Consider the following 20,733-nt stretch of genomic DNA (forward strand, 5'->3'; position numbering starts at 1 on the left):
ACAGTCTATTGGCTAACAATAAATTAGATCCTGCCATAACTTCGTTAAGCACTCGTTAAAAATATACGAAATATTCATGGCAGTTTTTTTTGACTAATTTCACAAAGAAAAAATAACAAGTTTTACAACCGCCAACAAACATCTAATACGCGACAAGTATCGAAAACGCAGAAACATTATTTTTTAGTTAACAGATTATGCGTTTTTAAATACATAAAAATGCAGGACGAAAATGTATTCCAATACGGATTAATTAGTTCGCCGACAGACTTACCCACAAGGCTTGTAAGGGTGGCCGAATTCATTAGCCAACAGCAGGCAACTCTTGCGCAAGCGCCTGAGAGCATCCAACCATATGTGGTTGGCCGGGAAACCCCGCGACGCTACCAGGCCAGGTTGCACCCGTGCATTAAATACGGCGTACACCTCTGGATGAGTTGCACACATCAGGTATCCGTCGTCTATCCTTTAGTCATGATTGTGCTGGCAACACCGCTGATCAATACGCTAACAATGTCGTCCGAAAGCTCGTGTTTAATCGACGCTGAGACATTTATTTCCAATGCTAATAGAAAGATACACTTGTTATATCTAATATTTTTCGGGCACAACCATGAATAACCGAATTCTCGGCCATGTCGGTTCGATAGCCACATTTCTGATTGGGGGGCTCGCTATCCTGCTCCTGGCAGATTGGCAGCTCACCGCCATCGCAACAGGAACCATTGGTCTCGCCACTGGCGCCATGGGCCTGTGGCTGATTCACCAGGCCTTCATCAAGCGGACCTACCTTGCGTTTGAGCAAGTTGCACATAGCGAGATAAGCCAACTGGATTCCCACGCCCACACCGACAACCAACTGGTAAAGTCCCTGGTTGAGTGCCAGATCTCCCGCAAGGGCATTTTTGAGGAACTGGCCAGCAAGGTCGACCGGCAAGCAGTTCGCACCGCCGATATCTCCTGCTTCATTGATACCTTGCGCAACTCAATCGACGCCCAATACCAACGCGCGGAGGAGATAAGCTCTGTGGCCCGACAAATGGCCGACAGCGTTAAAGCCGTGGCAGAAAACGCAGAACAAGCGGGTGATGCCGCGAAAGAAACCTGGGAACAAAGTAACCTCGGCGCGAATGCGGCAACTGCATTGGTGAACGATATCAACGCAATCGGCCGTACCGTGGACGAAGTCAGCCAGGCAATCGTATCACTGCAACAACAATCGCAAAGTATTCAGGGTATCACCCAGGTCATTAACAATATCGCCGAGCAAACCAACCTGCTGGCCCTAAATGCTGCAATTGAGGCTGCGCGTGCCGGCGACTATGGCCGCGGCTTTACTGTGGTTGCCGATGAAGTACGTGGTTTAGCTAATCAAACCACCAAAGCGACCAGCGAAATTGAAGATATGCTCGGTAAAAACCGGGGTCAGGCAGAACGGGTGGTGGGCATAATGACAGCGCTCAATAGCTCGACCGCAAGCATCGTTGAAAAAGTACAGAGTACTGGCACTACACTGCAGCAAATATCACAGCGGGCGCAAAGCTCTAAAACTCAGGTTACCGCCATCATTGATGCGGTGCACGAGCAGGTCAATGCCAGCAATGCTGTTTTTTCTGCAATCGACTCCATTAGCCACGAACTTAACAGCTCACGTAAAAACGTCACTCGAGCGGCGGACGACGGCGTCAAGCTCGCAGAGCTCGCGGAAGATATTCTCGGCAGTTTGGGACAATTTACTCTGGGAAAACGCCACGACCAGATACGCACAACGGCAATTGAAACCGCGAAAAAAATTGGCGCAATGTTTGAAGAGGCGGTTCGCGCGGGAAAAATTTCCCAGTCAGATCTGTTTGATCGCGACTACAAACCTATCGAAAATACCAACCCTAAAAAATTCAACACCCGCTTTGACGCGTTCACAGATAAAGTACTGCCTGCTGTGCAAGAACCGATCTTATCCGCGATGGAATTTGTATTATTCGCCGGGGCAGTGGACAACAATGGCTATTTCCCCACCCACAACAAACGCTACGCACAGCCCCTGACCGGTAATTTCGAGACTGATCTTGTTAACAACCGCACCAAGCGAATTTTTAACGATCGCACCGGTGCGCGCTGCGGAAGTAATACTAAACCTTTTTTACTACAAACCTACAAGCGCGATACCGGCGAAGTTATTCACGATCTCTCCGCCCCTATCTATGTGAATGGAAAACACTGGGGCGGATTTAGAATCGGTTACAAAGCGATCCGCTGAACACAACCAGCTAGCGCACTGAGCGTATACCTACGCCGACGTAATCAATGTCGTCACACCGCAGCGGTAAAAACTGATTCGCTGGCTGATCGGCATATTCCACATAGCATCCGGTTACACCGCTCATCACCGACACCGCATATACCCGGTATACTTCTTCCGCCGTAAATCCATGATCAGCAAGGAAACCCGACATATAACCTACAATATTCATACTTTCTCCGAAGCGAGCAAACAGCGCCTCTTCAATGTCGTAAGCGAGCTGCAGGTGTGGGCCCACTGCAAAGCCTAACTTTACTGTGAGTTTTTCCAGTGCGCTCACGCGCTCGTCGCCCTGGGCCAAGGGCCGTGCAAACCCCATAATATTCGGCTTGCCTCGGTTGGCTTTCACCTCGGCATCAGTGACCTCCTGCGGAGTCATACCCGACTCAACTTTTGCCATCGCGCCTCGAATAAAATCCATGCCTTTTATCAATGCGCCCTGGGCGTATGCGCGCGAGTCCCCGGCAAGGGTGCCCGCGACCGTTGCAGCCGATACGGACGCTTTGGTTTCGCCAGCAAGTGCGCCAATTTGATTGCACCAAATTCGTGGGTCTGGCCAACTCATGCAGCCAAAAATGGCTTCCATCCACTGACCCAATTCCGTACTCACTTTTTTACCAGTGGCATTGAGCACCACTATTTGCATGTAAGATTCATTGACCACCAGATCTTCCAGCAAGCGATGACCATGAATAAATACACCTTTGCCGGGCAACCAACCACCGTTATGGGAAACAATTTTATTTCGACGGCCATCAAGTTCCGCAATAATTTCAGCTTCAGTTTTTGATTTCATAGTCTTCATCTTTTACGTAAGGCATGGACGTTAGAGGTTTCGTGTAGAGCTCGAATCCATGAGCGATCAAACCCGGTGCGGTTATCAATTGATACACGGGTCCGCCAAGTTTTGGATGAAACCCGAGGTCAGCAAAAACAGCGGCGGCCAACCCAACTGGCAACCATCCCGCATTGGCCTTTGCCAACGCCACGACATAATTCGCCGCCCACTGCAAAATCTCCCCTGCTCCTTCCAGCGCCAGTAACGTTTCGGCGAGACGCGTAGTTTGAATATCACGACCGCCATAAGTCTGGCCAAAACCGGGCCAGTCTTCCACGTTCTCAGCGGACATCATTTGCTCGGCAACCTCCTCAGGAGGCTGACGAAAGTTTTTACGAAAAAATCGCATGGTATCTTCGATGGCGCCTCCGCAGTCGCGCTCGCCCCCCATCACTATCGCTGCAATAGGTAAAATGTGCACAGGATTGGTTTTACCAACGCCCGTGTTCATCGCCGCCCGTGTTGCTGCGTGTCGGGGCCCCGGGTTAATAAGGCCAATCATTAATTGCTCAAGCAGTGTTTTCTGATCATCTGTCGGCAACTCACCCTTAAACAGCAGATAAATAACCTCTACCAGGCTGCAGTTTTTCATCAAGTCGAAAATTTCATAGCCGTGGCAATAGGATGTCTCGGCGATGTAGGGATTGCTTTCGCTTGGCTTTTCCAACCAGATTTTCGTTTGTGTTTTTTCGACAAATACATCGTCTCTGCGCTTTACTTCGCGCGCGGCAGAATTACTCATACTTCGTTGGACTCCTTTGCGGTACCTAAGACTTTTAAGCGATTAATCATGGGCGGAACCTCCTCTTTATCGATCCTCACATCCAGTAGTAACGGACCCTGATCGAGTGCTCTAAAACCTCCGGCAATTTTTTCGAAATCTTGCGCGGAGTGGATGACGTAGTTGCGAATACCCATCGATGCTGCAAGTTTTGCGAAATCGATTGTCGGCAACTCAAATCCGATCGGTTCAGCGCCAGCAAGTCGCTGCCCGTGCATAACCATGCCATAGACACTGTCATTGAGAATGACAAAGGTGACCGGTAATTTTTCCTTTGCTGCAACGGTGATTTCCTGTCCGCTCATTAAATAGGAGCCATCTCCGGTAATACATACCACCGGCGCTCTGGGGTTCGCACGCGACATGCCCACCGCTGCACCTATCGCCCACCCCATGGGTGCAAAATTCAGTGTCAGTTGCAGCCAGTTACTTTGTTTTCGGCGCCTCTCGTTTCCGGAATTCGCCAGATTCGCTGCTGCGGGATTTAGTCGTTGACGCGGATCAATAAGTTGCAGGTAATGGGGAGCCCACATCATGCTGTTACCCGCATCGGCAACAAACCGGGTATGACCAGGAAAACTCTCAGACAGGCATTTCATCAACCGCTGAGGTTTAATCGGAACCTCGTCTGAGTGATATTTGCTGGCGTCCTGTACCGTGACATTTGGGTTCGTTTTTTCGTAATAACGCGGGTTAGGATCAGCGACCCTGCCCGCAGCGGCGAGTCTTTCCAGTAATTTGCGGCACAGCGTTGGAATATGCCCCTGAACATGAAGCTTCGCCATTGGCGACTGCACCAAATTTGCGGTGCTCTGGTCCACGTGTATCAAGCGGTCGCTGAGCAATGCGTCGTCCCAGCCTCCACTGGTAAATTCACCAAATCCGGTACCAAATGCGACTATGCTGCTGGCATGCTCGTGAATCGCCTGTACCGCACTGGCATGGCCACCAAGACCAAATACCCCGCGATAAGATGCATGCCGTATATTTACCAATCCTTTTGCATCGGGTGCAGAAATAAAACGCGCACCACAGATATCAACCAATTCCATAATTTTGTCAACCGCGCCCGCTGCACCATTACCCACAAAAAACAGCGGTTCTGGATCGTCCATCAACTCGTCAAACAACGCGTCTACAGCGCTTTCATCAAAGCTTCGGTTTTGATATTCGATTTGATTTTTCAACTGAAGTGCGCGTATGGGTTTAGCGACTGGCGCGCGCAAAATATCGACAGGGACAGAAAGGTGAACGGGGCCTTGCGGTGACTGTAGCGCCTGCAAAATTGCCGTTACCAATTTTGTTTCTAATTGATTGATATGAGAAACCAGTGAATCGTATTTAGTGCAATGTCGAAACATGCCCATCACATTTACACCAGTACAGGATGATTCCTGCAACGCGCCTTTTCCAAACGATGTAATGGTCGGCTGGCCACTTATGACCAGCATGGGGATATTATTATCGTAGGCGCAGGCAACGCCGGTAATAAGGTTGGTTGCACCCGGCCCGGATGTCGCCATACAGACACCTAGTTTACCGGATTCACGAAAATAACCATCGGCCATGTAGGCGGCCGCCGCTTCGTGACATGCCCCTACGGCTGCCACAGAACCTCGCCGGGCGCTCCGGGCGAGCGCATTGTAGATTGGTTCAATCGCACCACCAGGCACACCAAAAACATGGTCTACACCAATGGCTTCCAAATAATGAATAATGAGATCGGCCGCTTCAAATTCGGGCGGCGACAGGGTTTTAGTGTTGGATACCGCGGGTAACTCAGTGCTCACAGAAAAAAGCTCCACTTAAAAAAACAGGAATAACCGTGAGTTCAACATCGGGCTGCTGTTACCACTTCCTCGTGTACGTTCTCCTTATAATTGATGTGAACTGTTCATCCGACCGAATAATGAAATGTTCAAGAATCATAAAAAGGTCGCCCGCCAAACCTTGTAACCGTTTACATGCCACAAATTTCACAGGTTTCGCAGACTCGGATAGAGTTCGCGACGCGTCCCTGCATAATTTTTACCTCCCGCTAATTTATTAGCGGGTTAACAAATTATATTTACTCGAATCACGTAGATTCAAGCGTCACAAGTTAAGCATTGTGGTTTTATCTGATTGGGCAATCAAGGAATTTCTTCTATTCGCAAAAAACTGCGAATATATCGAAAAAAAGAGAGGGAAAGATTTCACGGGGCATGTGAAAAGCCTATGAACAAAATATCAAAAAAAGTGCGCGCCCCACCCGCAGATATAAAAAGTACAACAATTCAGCCATAAAAATAAGCAATAGCGCACACTGCGCACCACACTCGAACATAAATTTATTTTCGCGTATTTATTGTGCGCAATATTTTTTGAGGGTGGAAAAATTAATTTATTTATAATTTACCCTCAATTACAAACTGTAGGATGCTTCGAGCCAAATAGCGTCACCCTCGAGCGGAAAGTCTTCTGCCATAAGATCAACGCTGGGATCTCGCGCATCACTATCAAAGACATTAGTGACTCGCAGCCCCAGGTCGAGCCCATGGACAACGTCAGTACGCACCAAATGCAGGTCTGTCAGGGAATAGTCGTCTATTTCCGGGCGCGTATCAGTCGCTATGCGCCCGCGGCCCGCTATCCAACGGGTATTCACATTCAGTAACCATTGCTTGGCGATGGCCCAGTTTACGAGCAATGTCGCTTGCCGAGCTGGCGCATCGGCAATTTTGTAGCCAGTATCAGTATCGTAGGATTTTTGCCACGCGCCATTTAAACTTACATTGAAGCGGCTGCCCGGGTGCCAGCTCACTTCAAATTCGATACCTTCACCCTCTTGATCACGTGCGTTGCTTGCTTGCGCACCACGCAAGGTCGTTATATATTCGATCAAATTTTCCGCTGTGTAGCGATAAATGTTTAGCGATGTTTGCAGTTGCTCCGTTACCTGATAGCTCATTGCCAATTCCAGCGTATCTATTTTTTCTGGCTTTAGATCCGGATTACCAATATTCGACGGGTTGTTTTGAAAAAACAGTTCACCGAACGAAGGTGCGCGAAACGCGCTGCCGTAGAGTAACTTCGCTGTTAACGCCTGCTTAGCATCCCAGACTAGAGCGAGCCTGGGATTGGTGGTACCGCCAAAATCCGAGTAGTTGTCATAGCGTACCCCGCCGGTAAACGTTAAATTTTGACTGAGTTGCCACTCATCCTGAAATGTAAGATGGTAAATTTCACGTTCGCTATCGGGCAAAAAAACGTATTCGGTATTTGATACATCAACCAGACTTCCGTCCACGCTTTCTTGCGTGCCATCCAAAATACCAGGGCCAAAATTCTTCCATTCACGACTGTCCAGCGACTGCTTGCGATAACCGCCAGATAAACGCAGCGCGTGCCCAGAGGAAAAGGATTTTTCTGTTATCCAATCCAGAAAAACATCTTCGCTAACACCACTCGGTTTACCGATAACCCCCTCACTAAACAGGGTAACCCCGGCGGGATTGGCGAAATCAATATTGCCGTCCGCGCCTATAGGCACTCGAGCCCCTGCGGGCAGCAGTGTGAAATTGCTATCTGCTTCATGGTTGAAGTAACTTGCCTTGATACGATTTTGCCAACCCCACACAGGCTGCACCGGCGCATGCTGGAGATCGACAAAATAGGAACTGAACTGCTCTTTCGTATAAGGGTCGAGCGCCTGGGCTCCACCGCTGCCATTGCCGGTATCGCGGGAAGTCCAATACCAAAATTTGGCACTCACAGTTTCGCTACTGGCCTTCAAATGAAAGTCGTACACATGGTAGCCAGTTTGTAGGGGACCCGGCGCTTGTGACACATTTGTGCCGTAGGCGTAATCCAAAAAGGTTTGCGTGTCTGCCTGAATAACACGGCGATCATCGCCATCTGTTGCCAGCGAAGAAAAAAGGGTCGACACCCGCCAGGCCCCAAGCTGACCGGAATAGTTCAGCATAACGTCACGACTATTGAATGATCCAGCCCGCACGCCCATTTCAGCAGCGTCCTCGTTGGTCGCTGTTTTAGTGATGACATTAATCACACCGGAGAATGCATCTGAACCGTAAAGTGCGGAGCCTGGCCCGCGGATGACTTCAATGCGCTCAACAATATTTGCCGGCAGGCGATACAAAAATGGTCGCCCGCCGGTCAACGCCCACTGCACAGGGTTGCCGTCGAGCAATAGCAATACGTGGGGGCTGTTGCTGGAGTGCAGCCCGCGCATGGAGTACACCGTATCCAGACGGTTGGCGTGAGACAAGCTAACGTACAACCCGGGAACCGTTTGCAGCACCTCATCCAGAGTGCGCGCGCCCAGGTTAGCGATATCGTTGGCGGTGATTACCGATGTTACCGCCGGAGCATTCGCCACCGAGTTAGGGGTACCGGTCGCGATGGAAACCTTGAGTTCGCCCAATTCCTTGAGTGAGAGATTGAAGATGGCGTCGCTTGGCTCTTGCTCAGCAGCCGCAACGACGTTGTTGGTAAATGCTGAAAGAACGCCAAGAAATAACGAGCGCATCAATGCCACTCGTGTACTGCCAGTTACCATGTTAACGCCCCGATAAAACCTGTGAGATAGCGACTTCTACCCCCTGTGCAGCACAGGAGGCTTTACGACGTGCCAGCGCACGCAAATCTACCATTTGGTATATCCGCACTACGCCATGTAGTGTTATAGCAGGTTTATCGCGTATTTCTACATAACTGAGCAAATAAAGCTAACAAAAAGGTATAGGAACCTCTGATCAATCTAGTAATTTCTCTGCGCGACCTGCGGCGATTAGTTGTTAGGCGCCTTTCGCAATTAATGGCCTTAGTCCTTAATAAGAAAGGCAACGCCACAAATGATTGCCGCAGGCCGTGCCCTACGGGGCTTACAGGAATTTAACCTGAGGGTGTTGCGCTCGTTCGCCGTGCAAAGCTTCCGCTCCTGCTCACGCTACTTACCTACGTCCATGTAGGCAACCAGCACGCCTCGCTCACGCGCCTACTCATGTTAAATTCCTGTAAGCCAGAGGAATCACTAGATTGATCAGAGGTTCCTATAACCCCTTCCCGAGGTAAGGGTAAAAAGCGCGGTCTTAAGCCCACGCGGAGTGGCGACCGTTAATTTCGTCGATTTGGTTATTCAGGGTCAGATAATCGAACAGCAGACCGAGCCCAAACAGGCCAAACGTGCACAGATAGAGTAACCCGGTAAGCCATTTACCCATGTACATGCGGTGTACACCAAACACGCCTAAGAAAAACAGCAGAACCCAGGTAACACTGTAGTTGGTATCACCCATGATAAACGTGTTATCTGCCTCGCGATCCATCGCAGGAATCAAAAACAAATCGATGATCCAGCCAATGAAAAACAGACCGCATGTAAAAAACCAAATGGTGCCGGTAACAGGCTTACCATAGTAAAAGCGGTGGGCGCCAATAAAACCAAATATCCAAGCCAGGTACCCCATAAGTATCGAATGCGAGTCGTTCTTTTCCATTGTATCCTCAGTCGTAAATGAACAGTGCAATCGCTATTACAGAATACATGCCAATTTGTAACCTGTTGATTTATAATGATTTTATAAACACAGACCAAATAGGGCGTGGTCAAAACAGCTAATAACAGGTCTATATGGCCACCAGCAAGGAGAGTTCATGGACGCCGCCGAACTAATAGACAGGCTATCACTTGAGCCGCACAGAGAGGGTGGCTTTTTTCGCCGCACTTACGAGGCAGGCGACCAACCACGGGTGCTCACACCGCACGGAGAACGCCTTTCACTTACGTCGATCTATTATCTGCTGAGTTCTGAGCGCCCGCGCGGGCACTTCCATCGCAACCGCTCCGATATCATTCACTATTTTCACTTGGGCGACCCGGTCGAATATTTTCTCATCGACCCACAGGGCAAACTCGAACGAGTGGTGATGGGAAGTAACCTTGCCCGCGGAGAAAAGCTGCAATTGGTCGTTCCCGGTGGATGGTGGAAGGCCAGCCAACTCCAGGCAGATGGTGTCAATGGTTTTGGCCTGATATCGGAGGCGGTGAGTCCTGGTTTCGATTACCAGGACTCTGAACTGGGCAAGCGAGAGATTCTGACCGCCGCCTTCCCGCAGCATGCAGCACTTATCAGAGCGCTGACATACGAAAACGCAGTCGATTAAACCCTGACTGAGCGGGCGAGGAACGCCTTCAGGTAGCGGGTCTCTTGAATGCTTGGGTGGACGGGATGATCCGCACCCTGCATTCCCTCTGCCAATACCTGAACATGGCGATCCAAGTGGCGACCGCTGGCCCGTAAAATATCGTGCAGACTCTCACGAGGTAAATGCATTGAGCAGGAACCAGCCAATAATAATCCATCGCGATCGAGCAATCGCATCGCCAATTCATTAATGCGCCGGTAGGCCTGAGTACCCGCGGCCAGATCTTTTTTGCGCTTGATAAATGCCGGCGGGTCCACGATCACCACATCAAAGCGCTCATCATTTTCTTTCAGTGCTTTTAAGGACGCAAACGCATCCCCTTCCAGCGCAGTAAAACGATCTCCCCCACCCTGCAGTTGCGCGTTTTTCTGTGCAATATCCAAGGCTCTCGCGGAAGCGTCCGCACACCATACGTCCTTCGCGCCCCAGGCCAGCGCCTGCACGCCAAAGGCGCCCACGTAACTAAATACATCCAATACACGCTTACCTTCAACAAGCCCCTTTAACCAGGCCCGATTCGGGCGTTGATCGTAGAACCAGCCGGTTTTCTGGCCATCGTGTAACGGCGCAATAAAACGAACGCCGTTTTCTATCAGCTCGACTTCAGCCGGCGGCTCACCCAGCGCAGCAACCACTTGCTCAGGCAGGTTTTCGAATTCGCGTGCACTGCTGTCGTTACGCAGCAAAATCGAACTCGGACGAAGGACTTTGTCCAATGCAGCAATAATCTCGTCGGTCATCAACTCCATACCGGCAGTCGTTATTTGCACGCATAGATGTTCGCCAAAGCGGTCCACGACCAACCCAGGTAACAGGTCGCTCTCGCCATAAATCAGCCGATAAAAAGGCTCAGGAAAAAATCGTTCGCGCAAGCTCAGCGCGATTTTTATGCGGTGCACCAGTAACGAACGATCGAGAGGCTGATCAGTACGGGTTACCAGGCGCGCACAAATGAGAGAATGCGGATTTACATAGGCGGTGCCAAGCAGTTGCCCATTGGCACTTTCCACCCGAAGCTGGGACCCGGGAAGAATATGTTTTAGCGGTGTTTGGGCAACATCCACTTCGTTGCTGTAGATCCATAAATGACCGGCCTTCAGGCGGCGATCCTCATTTTTTTTTAGGCGAATAACGCCGGCAATTTGTTCGTTCACGAAAAACCTTTTTCACTTAATTCGGGCTTAGCACCCAACGATGACTAAACCCACCTTGATCGGGGGCGAGAATTTGCTGTATTTCAGGCAATACCAAGGCAATCTTTTCGTCGACAGTCCAGGGTAGATTAATAAAGGCCATGCCACTGCCATACATACCATAGTCTGACGCCTGCGCCTCCACCCAGAGTTCCGCAGTAAAAAGGCTTGCAGGCTGGGATCGCGCTATAACGTCGAGCATTGCCGGTGCGCGATTGCGTTCTTGCGCAAGTAACGGGTACCAAAGTGCGATTACACCAACGGGCCACTTGCGATGAAGCTGCGCTATCAGCGTTGCAATTCGCTCGTACTCCAGGGGCTGCTCGTATGGCGGGTCGATCAGTACAATGCCGCGCCTGGGCGTCGGTGGACTCAGCGCCAGCACGCCTTCTATGCCGTCGCGGTGATGCAAGGTTACCCGCTTGTCGCGCCGCATATTGTTTCGCAGAATCTCAAATTCGGTATTGTGCAACTCCATCAGAACAAGCTTATCCTGCTCGCGCAACACGGATGCCGCGACTGCCGGCGAGCCAGGGTACTTATAGTCGGCGAAGTAACGTGCGACCAACGCTTTATAGCGACTCATCGCTTCGCTACTAACCTCGCTCGCCAGTAGCGGCGATATACCGCTCATATACTCACGATTTTTCTGGGGCATCGCCGTATTCAAGTCGTAGGCACCGGCGGCCGCATGGGTTTCAAGATAGGTGAGCGGTTTGTCTTTTTCGATGAGCTTTTCAAGCACCATCGACAGGCAAAGGTGCTTGAGTACATCGGCGTGGTTGCCGGCGTGAAAGGCATGGCGGTAACTGAGCATTTACATCTAACCCAAGTAAAACGCGCAGTGTACTGGGGATTACGGCAAACCTAAACAGCCCCTTGCACCAGCGCGATAAATTCCTCGAGATCTTTAAGTGGCTGCAGAGCCGGGTCTTCGCGTGCTTCTTTGGCGTAAATACCCCGAATCGATATCGCCCGAGCCAACGACACCAGTGCTTCGTCTGGCATTGCCAACTGAGCATAGGAGCAGGCGAGCTGATAATGAGCAAAGCCGTTGTCAGGTGTAATCTCAAGCGCTCGATGGCAGAGATCTATCGCCCACTGTGGCTCGCCCAATTCCAATACGGCGTCCGCCTTGTAGGTCAGCGCTTCACAGTCGGCAGGCTTAATCTTGAGGATCTGGTTGTACACCGCAATTTTGCCTGCGGGAGACGAATCCTGCTGCGCGCGCAACCAAAGCGACTGCACCTGCTGTGTAAGCTCAATCTCCTCGCGGTTTTCCTCGATGTGCAGTGTTTTCTGCTGCAACTGCGCTTCGATGGCCGCAAGCCGATTTTCGTATTCCGCCACCACTTTCGAAATTTCTTCATCAGCGAGGGAGTGAACTCGGTCTTTAATATCCCGAATCGAGGTCCACCCCGCCAAGACCAGCACAGAACTCACCCCGGCAATCAGATAAAAAAAGTAAGTGACCGTATCGGTAGCGTACCTGACTGCGCGATCAACGGAACTGTGCTCCCGGTCCAAGATCTTCTGCAACAGTTCCTGCTTATTTGCAGCCTGCTCCGTGCGCAGGCTTTTCAATTCATCAAGTACGTAACGCTCAATAAATGGTGTATAGAGAGGTGCGTTCAGTTCGCTAACAACCGCTTCTGCACGCTTTTCTTCGGAGGGGACATCGGCAGCCCGGCACACCGGCAGGGCTACCATCAAACAGATAAAACACGTTAAGAGGCGAGACATATTGCGCGACCATGCTGATGAACTTCCACCAGCGCCTGGTGCAAACTTTTAACCGTTGTTTCGTAGTCATCCTCGGCCACGACGAATTGCATATCCACTTGACGCATGGTCTGATGGATCGCCAGCACACTGATACTCTCGGCCGCAATGGCGCGCACAGTTTCAGCTAACATGCCCGGAATTTTCAAATCGCTGCCAATTGCAGACACTACAGCCACCTTTTGCTGGTTGATTTCCGCTTCCGGAAACTTTTCTGCAAGTACAGCACAAATTCGCTTAACCGTCTTCAAATTTGTCGACAGGTAATGGGTTACAGTATTGGCGTTAATATCCTTGGATACGATATGCGCTTTAAAGCGCTTAATCACGCTTAGGATCTCGGTATCGTACTTGTGCACACTACCGGTCATATCCTGATCAAACACCTCAACAGCGTGCACGCCCTTCGCACCGGCAATGATTTCAACACAGGGGCGATCGCTCACGTAATCGGTAGTAATGAGCGTACCCGCATGCTCGGGCTCGAACGTATTTTTAACCCGCAGAGGAATTTTCTGTTCCCGCAATCCCCGCCCTGCTTTTGGGTGAATCGCTTCCATACCCAGGTTCGCGAGTTGGTCGGCCACGTCGTAGTTGGTCCGACCAATCGGCACAGCATTCGATTCTCCCACCAGGCGCGGGTCTGCACTGCTCAGATGGAACTCTTTGTGGATAATCGCCTCGCTGGCGCCACTTAGTACGGCGAGACGACTGAAAGTCATTTCACTGTAGCCGCGATCAAAGGACGACATCAAACCACTGTCGCAATGTGCGTATCCGGTGACGATAGGCAGTTCCTTTTCTACATCGATGTCTTGTAAGGCGAGCTTGATACGCTCATCAAGCGAAATGTGTGCGTCGGACTGCCAACCGGTCAAATCGACGAAACGCGCGTTAATACCGTCGCGCTGCAACAGTTGCGTCATGTTGTATGCACTGTGTGCTTCACCGATGCTGGCGAGCATTTCACGGACCGTATCCAGGTGCGAAGCCAGAGAGAAATGGCCGTGCTGGCACAACCGCTGTAAATTGCGAAGGCAGGCTCTGGCACTGGTCAAACGCTCATCAATGAATGCGTTCGCTTGCGCGAGGGAATGCTCCTCGGTGAAAAGCTGCGCGTTAATGCCGTGTAGTGTTAACTTCAACTCTTCCGTTTTCTTCAACCATGTGTCGTCTTCAATTGCACTGGCAAATAGCGTGTAGATACCGGGCTCGCCACTCTTTTTGTGCTCGAGCAAGCTGTTGGTTACACCGCCATAGGCTGAAACAACAAACATACGGCCGTAGGGTGACCCGCCGTTGTTCAAGATAATGTTGTCCCTAACCGCCTGGTAGTCACTCATGGATGTGCCACCAATTTTTTCTACCGTATGCATATTCTTTCCCCAAGAAGTAGTATCGACTCAGAATATTTTTATTGGGAAGGCCGGACAACCCAAACCTCAGGATTGCCTCCCAGTGCAATTATCAATCTACGCGCTGAGCGCTTCACACGAAAGCACCCAGCGGTATCTTCGGCCAGCGCGGCGCGAACTTGCGCTCTGCAGGCCTTGCCAACTTAAAGTGCCTCCGCATTCAACTCGTACGCGCCCTCAGCGTTATGCACTTCGGTGCCGTTTAAGGGCGGGTTAAACACACAGGCCATTTCCATTTCCTCGAACGCGCGCAGCATATGCTCGTCGTGCTTATCAAGTATGTAAAGCGTGCCAGGCTCAATCGGGTATTTTTTGCCATCGGCCAGAGTTTCCACTTCACCACGGCCGCGAACGCAATATACCGATTCCAAATGATTTTGGTAGTGCATTCGGAAATCAGCACCCTTATAAATGGTTGTAATGTGAAACGAGAAGCCCATCTTGTCGTCTTTTAACAACATCCGGGTACTTTCCCAGTTGCCATCGGGCGATACAATTCTGCGATTTGAATCACGCGCTTCGGTTAAGTTGCGAACTATCATAATTTATCCTGTATTCCTAAAAGTACCTATGGGGTCAAATAATTATCCGGCTTTAAAATAAACTACATTTTCGGGAACCTTATCAAGGCCCGCACAGGTCTCTGCGACGGCTTCTTCCACGATATCAAGTCCATGCTTCAGATTTTCTTCAGATATCGTCAGTGGGCAAAGAAATTTCACCACTTGGTCGTCGGCACCACTGGTTTCAATAATCAAGCCTTTCTTAAATGCAAGGTGAGTAATCTTTCCAGCAATCTCACCGTTTACGCAGTTAATCCCTCTAAACATACCCCGCCCACGCGTTGAAAAGCGTCCGTTGCCATATTTCGACGCTATGTCATCGAGGCGAGAGGTAATGTAGCGGCCTTTCTTTTTAACTTCGTTACTGAAGGTCGCATCCGCCCAATAGTTTTCCAGCGCGGCCTTAGCGGTGATAAACGCAAGATTATTACCGCGAAAAGTACCGTTGTGCTCGCCTGGTTTCCACTGGTCCAACTCGGGCTTCATTAAAACGACCGCAAATGGTAATCCGTAACCACTGAGCGACTTGGAAAGGGTGATGATGTCTGGCTCGATACCCGATTCCTCGAAACTGAAGAAGGTTCCGGTGCGGCCACAACCCGCCTGGATATCATCAACAATCAATAAAATTCCGTGCTTGCGACAAACCTTTTGCAAGTTTTGCAGCCATTTTATCGAGGCAGCATTAATACCCCCTTCGCCCTGAACAGTTTCCACAATCACCGCGGCCGGCGAATTAATGCCGCTGCTGGAATCGCCGAGAACCTTATCCAGATACTCTGTAGTGTCGATGTTATCGCCAAGATAGCCGTCAAACGGGAGTCGATGCGTACCATTCAGGCTAACCCCTGCTGCATCGCGGTGATGCGAGTTGCCGGTGGCCGCCAACGACCCAAGGCTCACGCCATGGAAGCCGTTGGTGAAGGTCACGATATTTTGCTGCCCGGTGACGTTGCGAGCGATCTTCATCGCTGCTTCCACCGCATTGGTGCCGGTAGGCCCGGTAAACTGCACCATGTATTCCATGTTGCGCGGCTTCAAAATCAGGTCGTTCAGGGTTTGCAGAAATTCACCCTTGGCGCGGGTGTGCAAATCCAATCCGTGAGTTACACCGTCTTCTTCGATGTAGTCGAGCAGAGCCTGCTTAAACAAAGGGTTATTGTGGCCATAGTTCAGTGTGCCTGCGCCAGCGAGAAAATCCAGATAGCGATTACCTTCTTCATCCCACATAAACTCGCCCTTAGCGCGATGGAAAATGCGTGGAAATGAGCGTGCATAACTTTGAACTTCAGATTCGATTTCATCAAAAATTTTCATAAATCTTCCCGTGGTTGATTAAAGGGACCAATTCGCACAAGCGGCTCACTGGGGTGAAGGCTGTCGAAATGACGCTCCGAATCCAGCCAGGGGGACACTTGCAAATTGGCGTTGAGCTCTGCAGCCAAACGCTCGAACACCCGCCGGGATGCCGCGTTACTGCTGTTAATAGTGGTTTCGAGAAAACGGATGCCTTCACACACCGGGCGCTCGAGCAGCTTTTCGAGCATACGTGGCGCCAGGGACTGCCCTCTTGCAGACTCGTGCACAGCAATCTGCCAGACAAACAAGGTGTCGGGCTTGGATGGAATGGGGTAAGCGGACACAAAACCCAAAATTTGATCGTCAGCCTCCGCCGCAATACAGGTGTCGGCAAAATGACTGCACTGCAGAAAATTGCAGTAGCTGGAATTTGCATCTAATGGTGGGCAACTGGCCACCAGCTCATTAACTGCAAGCCCATCTTCAAGTTTGGGCTTACGTAAAACCAGATCGTCTAGGTTCGACAAAGGGTACTCCAACACAGCTTTTTAATTTGTTCTCTAATATTTCGTTGTCTAAACATATATTAGGTCATTATTTGAGATAAAAACCCTAAAAGACCCATATAACAGCAAAATACGCACATTAATTGAGCAATCTCAAGAAAGTTATTTATATAGTACACTAAGTATTATATATTTCAAATTCACTTCAAACCCGAAAAGTATTTTGGACGCCAAGCGCCGGCGCCTAAAATGCGCGACCTAAAGGCATTTTTATGCGAGCCTTATCCAAAAGAGAGCTGATTAGAGAACTGGAATTGAACACGATTGACGAAGTACTGGTGGCGTTGCGACGGGTAATACGCGCCACCGACCTGCACTCCAAGCGTCTGGCAAAAACGACCGGGCTGACCGCCCCGCAAATTTTGTTAATGCAAACGATCAAAGAAGGCGGAGACCAAACTATTGGTGAAATCGCCAGCAGCATGAGCCTCAGTCAGGCTACAGTCACCACCATCATCGACCGTCTGGAAAAGCGAGGACTGGTCTATCGGCAGCGTTCTCACAGCGACAAACGCAAGGTTTATCCGCTGTTGACCGATGAGGCACAGGAAGTGCTGAAGGAAGCTCCAACACCGTTACAGGAGCAGTTCACGAGACAGTTCGACGCTCTCCACGAGTGGGAAAAAACAATGATCATTTCAGCCCTGCAACGGGTTGCGCAAATGATGGACGCGGAACACATCGATGCCTCCCCGGTGCTTGATATCGGCGTACTCCACCGCACATCCACCGGCCACGAGAAAGATTAGGCGACGGGCGTAAAATCGGCTGCCGACAGAAATCGGACTGAGTGCAACGCCGTTTCAGGCGTTCAACGTCGAGAAATTGCTGGCAGCGTTGAGCTGAATGGCTGTGGGTGATTATGGGAAATCGAGAGATCCTTTCGATATATTTATTTGACCGTTCCCTTGCTGGCATTTCTTTCCGCCTATAGTGGTGTAAACTTAGCGCACGCGAGCATGGGATAAACAAACACGCAACACCCTCACCCTTTCGGTCACTTCCAGCTATCTTTCTTTCATATACACACACCATTCCGATCGGCAACTTAACCCCAGTTACAGCGTCTGTATTTTAAAAGCTATTTCGGAGAAGCTATGCGCATTGCCATTTTGTCTCGTGGTCCAGCCCTGTATTCCACACGCCGCTTGAAAGAAGCTGCGGAGTTACGTGGCCACGAGGTCCATATCATCGACACACTTCACTGCTACATGGATATTACAAGCAGCAAACCCGCAGTGAGATACGACGGTGAAGAACTCCCTTATTTCGACGCAGTCATTCCTCGCATCGGCGCGTCAATTACGTTCTACGGCACCTCTGTTGTGCGCCAGTTTGAAATGATGGGAACCTTTGTCGTAAACGAATCTGTGGCCATCAGCCGCTCGCGAGACAAACTTCGCTCATTGCAGCTCTTGTCGCGTAAAGGTATTGGCCTGCCGCGTACCGGGTTCGCCAACAAGCCAGATAACATCAAAGACCTTATTCGCAACGTTGGTGGCGCACCTGTCGTAATCAAATTACTGGAAGGTACCCAGGGAATTGGTGTCGTGCTGGCAGAAACCCCAAAAACAGCCGAAGCCATGATCGAAGCCTTCATGGGCCTCAAAGCCAACATTCTGGTACAGGAGTTTATTAAAGAAGCTGGGGGTGCAGATATTCGCTGTCTGGTAGTCGGCGGCCGCGTTATCGCCGCCATGAAGCGCCAGGGCGCCGAAGGCGAGTTTCGCTCAAACCTTCACCGCGGCGGAAGTGCGGAGCTGGTCCGACTGACCAAAGAAGAGCGCGCGACGGCGGTTAACGCCGCCAAAATTATGGGGTTGAATGTGTGCGGTGTGGATGTGCTGCGGGCAACGCGCGGGCCAGTTGTAATGGAAGTTAACTCATCCCCGGGTCTCGAAGGCATTGAGTACGCCACAGGCAAAGACGTCGCAGGGATGATTGTCGAATTTATTGAAAAAAACGCGCGTCCCCACCGCACTAAAACACGAGGCAAAGGCTAGTGGAAGAACTGGTAATTAACGGAATTAGTATAAAACCGGGTTCCACGACCCACCTGGAGTTACCTGTTGCCGATTTATACACCGGCACCGAAATGCAAATGCCCGTATATGTAACGCGTGCCAGGAAGCCTGGTCCATGCGTATTTGCCTGTGCGGCGATCCACGGCGATGAATTAAATGGCATCGAGATTATTCGCCGCCTGATCCACACCAAATCCTTCAAGCTGACTGCAGGTACATTTATCGCAGTACCCATGGTTAACGTGTACGGCGTACTGAGTCAGAGCCGTTATTTACCAGACCGGCGGGATCTCAATCGCAGCTTTCCCGGCTCACCCAAAGGCGCGCTTGCCGGGCGTGTAGCAGACCGGTTTCTCAATGAAATCGTTTTGAAATGCGACTACGGGATCGACCTTCATACCGGTGCGATCCACCGCTCCAACCTGCCACAAGTGCGAGCAGACCTGACCGATCCCGAAACGCGCGCGCTCGCTCACGCGTTCGGTGTACCGGTGCTGCTAAACGCAGAGCTGCGCGAGGGATCGCTACGCGAAACAGCGGTTAAATCTGGCGTAAAAGTATTACTCTACGAGGCAGGTCAAGCACTGCGTTTCGACGAGCTTGCAATTAAAGCCGGGGTACGCGGCATCTTTAACATACTCTCGCACCTGAATATGCTGCCTCCGAGAAAGGCCACGCGACGACCAAAAGTCGAACCATTCGAGGCGCGAAAAAGCGCCTGGATTCGCGCGGAAGACAGCGGCATTGTAAGAATGTATAAAAATCTGGGCGATCAAGTCTGCACTGGTGACCTGTTGGCGGAAATTGGCACCCCGTTTGGTGAAACCGTTGTCGCTGTGCGCGCTGACCGGGATGGGATTATCATCGGCAAACAGAATATCCCGCTCGTACAGGAAGGCGAAGCCATGTTCCATCTCGCATTTTTCAACGAGGCTGATGAGGACGTGGCAGAGCATATTGAAATACTGCAGGACACATTGCTCGCGGACGGAATTGTTCCCCCCATTGGAGATGAACCTTTGTGAATAAACTGATTATCGGCAATTTGGAATCCATCCACCTTCCTGACTTGGGTATTCGCGATTTACAAGTGCGCATCGATACAGGCGCACAATCGTCTTCCCTGCACGTGGACAACCTCAAACGCATTCAGCGCAGCGGGCGACCCTGGGTGTGCTTCGATTTACACCCGGATCTCTACAACACCGACGACATCGTGCGTTGTGAATCGCCAGTGCATGATATTCGTCGCATCAAATCGTCCAACGGCGAATCTCAGCAGCGCTATGTCATTCGCACGACCATTGATCTGGGTGGGCAAACCTGGCCAATCGATATCACCCTTAGCAACCGCTCTGATATGACCTACCTTATGCTCCTGGGCCGTGAAGGCATGGGAGACAGGGTACTTGTAGACCCATCAGCCACCTTTGTCACCACCCCAGGCAGCGTTGAAGACTAAGCCTCCAGCACCACAGGAAATACCACTCTCAATGAAGGTTGGTATTTCCACCTGAACCGCGCACTACATACTAACCAACACACCTATTGCCTGACACACTCTGTTCAAGCGGGATGGTATACCGGTTCCGGGGCCTGGCCAGCCAGGCCTATCACCGACGTCATGTCCAGCACATAACAAGTAATACCAGCGATACGCACCTGCTCACCAAGCCTTAAAAAAACAACCCCGTCGCATTCCGCAAACTACACACTACTCATTAGTGCAAATACTTCTTAAGAATCTGCAGCCGCAGGTAGCC

At 50.7% G+C, this 20,733-nt stretch carries 18 protein-coding genes; 6 read left to right on the plus strand and 12 right to left on the minus strand.

Annotated elements, in window-relative coordinates:
* Positions 1–613 precede the first annotated feature (613 nt).
* A complete protein-coding gene (locus tag TERTU_RS14910) occupies positions 614–2,257 on the plus strand; it encodes a methyl-accepting chemotaxis protein (RefSeq protein ID WP_015820875.1) in 1,644 nt (547 codons plus the stop codon).
* Between the two features lie 10 nt (positions 2,258–2,267).
* On the opposite strand, the gene TERTU_RS14915 is transcribed toward TERTU_RS14910, so the two are convergent.
* From TERTU_RS14915 to TERTU_RS14935, 5 genes are all read right to left on the minus strand, one after another.
* Positions 2,268–3,095 (minus strand): hypothetical protein, encoded by an 828-nt coding sequence (locus tag TERTU_RS14915; RefSeq protein WP_015818053.1) that lies wholly within the window; start codon positions 3,093–3,095, stop codon positions 2,268–2,270.
* Positions 3,079–3,879, minus strand: coding sequence for a citrate synthase family protein (locus TERTU_RS14920; RefSeq protein ID WP_015820798.1), 801 nt, complete (start codon positions 3,877–3,879; stop codon positions 3,079–3,081). The genes TERTU_RS14915 and TERTU_RS14920 overlap by 17 nt, the downstream gene beginning before the upstream one ends.
* The gene (locus TERTU_RS14925) at positions 3,876–5,708 is read right to left on the minus strand and encodes a thiamine pyrophosphate-binding protein (protein ID WP_015820176.1); all 1,833 of its coding nucleotides are present in this window, start codon (positions 5,706–5,708) and stop codon (positions 3,876–3,878) included. The genes TERTU_RS14920 and TERTU_RS14925 overlap by 4 nt, the downstream gene beginning before the upstream one ends.
* A 614-nt stretch (positions 5,709–6,322) precedes the next feature.
* On the minus strand, positions 6,323–8,479 hold the full coding sequence (locus tag TERTU_RS14930) for a TonB-dependent receptor plug domain-containing protein (RefSeq protein ID WP_015819269.1): 2,157 nt from the start codon (positions 8,477–8,479) through the stop codon (positions 6,323–6,325).
* A gap of 532 nt (positions 8,480–9,011) precedes the next feature.
* Entirely contained in the window at positions 9,012–9,419 is a 408-nt protein-coding gene (locus tag TERTU_RS14935; protein ID WP_015819292.1) for a TM2 domain-containing protein, read from the minus strand.
* A gap of 157 nt (positions 9,420–9,576) precedes the next feature.
* Between TERTU_RS14935 and TERTU_RS14940 the strand changes: the two genes are divergently transcribed.
* Complete coding sequence (locus tag TERTU_RS14940) at positions 9,577–10,086, plus strand: cupin domain-containing protein (RefSeq protein ID WP_015818010.1); 510 nt, start codon at positions 9,577–9,579, stop codon at positions 10,084–10,086.
* On the opposite strand, the gene TERTU_RS14945 is transcribed toward TERTU_RS14940, so the two are convergent.
* The 7 genes from TERTU_RS14945 to ectA all read right to left on the minus strand — a co-directional run bounded on the left by TERTU_RS14945 (position 10,083) and on the right by ectA (position 16,907).
* On the minus strand, positions 10,083–11,282 hold the full coding sequence (locus TERTU_RS14945) for a class I SAM-dependent rRNA methyltransferase (RefSeq protein WP_015818457.1): 1,200 nt from the start codon (positions 11,280–11,282) through the stop codon (positions 10,083–10,085). The two genes, TERTU_RS14940 and TERTU_RS14945, sit on opposite strands and share 4 nt — an antisense overlap.
* A 16-nt stretch (positions 11,283–11,298) precedes the next feature.
* The gene (locus tag TERTU_RS14950) at positions 11,299–12,138 is read right to left on the minus strand and encodes a 23S rRNA (adenine(2030)-N(6))-methyltransferase RlmJ (protein WP_015817524.1); all 840 of its coding nucleotides are present in this window, start codon (positions 12,136–12,138) and stop codon (positions 11,299–11,301) included.
* A 50-nt stretch (positions 12,139–12,188) separates the two neighbouring features.
* A complete protein-coding gene (locus TERTU_RS14955; RefSeq protein WP_015817048.1) occupies positions 12,189–13,064 on the minus strand; it encodes a TPR end-of-group domain-containing protein in 876 nt (291 codons plus the stop codon).
* On the minus strand, positions 13,049–14,479 hold the full coding sequence (locus tag TERTU_RS14960) for an aspartate kinase (protein ID WP_015818832.1): 1,431 nt from the start codon (positions 14,477–14,479) through the stop codon (positions 13,049–13,051). The genes TERTU_RS14955 and TERTU_RS14960 overlap by 16 nt, the downstream gene beginning before the upstream one ends.
* A 182-nt stretch (positions 14,480–14,661) precedes the next feature.
* Complete coding sequence (locus TERTU_RS14965; protein WP_015819426.1) at positions 14,662–15,060, minus strand: ectoine synthase; 399 nt, start codon at positions 15,058–15,060, stop codon at positions 14,662–14,664.
* A 42-nt stretch (positions 15,061–15,102) separates the two neighbouring features.
* The gene (ectB, locus tag TERTU_RS14970) at positions 15,103–16,398 is read right to left on the minus strand and encodes a diaminobutyrate--2-oxoglutarate transaminase (RefSeq protein WP_015817633.1); all 1,296 of its coding nucleotides are present in this window, start codon (positions 16,396–16,398) and stop codon (positions 15,103–15,105) included.
* A complete protein-coding gene (gene ectA, locus TERTU_RS14975) occupies positions 16,395–16,907 on the minus strand; it encodes a diaminobutyrate acetyltransferase (RefSeq protein ID WP_015818239.1) in 513 nt (170 codons plus the stop codon). The genes ectB and ectA overlap by 4 nt, the downstream gene beginning before the upstream one ends.
* 251 nt (positions 16,908–17,158) lie before the next feature.
* On the opposite strand from ectA, the gene TERTU_RS14980 reads away from it, so the two are divergent.
* The 4 genes from TERTU_RS14980 to TERTU_RS14995 all read left to right on the plus strand — a co-directional run bounded on the left by TERTU_RS14980 (position 17,159) and on the right by TERTU_RS14995 (position 20,432).
* Positions 17,159–17,695 carry a MarR family winged helix-turn-helix transcriptional regulator gene (locus TERTU_RS14980; protein WP_015816984.1) on the plus strand — a complete coding sequence of 179 codons (537 nt, stop codon included), beginning with the start codon at positions 17,159–17,161 and terminating at the stop codon, positions 17,693–17,695.
* A 348-nt stretch (positions 17,696–18,043) separates the two neighbouring features.
* Positions 18,044–18,949: a 30S ribosomal protein S6--L-glutamate ligase gene (rimK, locus tag TERTU_RS14985; protein ID WP_015817572.1), complete on the plus strand. Its 906-nt coding sequence runs from the start codon at positions 18,044–18,046 to the stop codon at positions 18,947–18,949.
* Entirely contained in the window at positions 18,949–19,995 is a 1,047-nt protein-coding gene (locus tag TERTU_RS14990) for a succinylglutamate desuccinylase/aspartoacylase family protein (RefSeq protein WP_015820015.1), read from the plus strand. Before rimK ends, TERTU_RS14990 begins: the two co-directional genes overlap by 1 nt.
* On the plus strand, positions 19,992–20,432 hold the full coding sequence (locus TERTU_RS14995) for an ATP-dependent zinc protease family protein (protein WP_015820551.1): 441 nt from the start codon (positions 19,992–19,994) through the stop codon (positions 20,430–20,432). The genes TERTU_RS14990 and TERTU_RS14995 overlap by 4 nt, the downstream gene beginning before the upstream one ends.
* Positions 20,433–20,733: the final 301 nt, after the last annotated feature.

It is taken from the genome of Teredinibacter turnerae T7901, from assembly GCF_000023025.1.
In the GTDB taxonomy this organism is placed as follows: Bacteria; Pseudomonadota; Gammaproteobacteria; order Pseudomonadales; family Cellvibrionaceae; genus Teredinibacter; species Teredinibacter turnerae_B.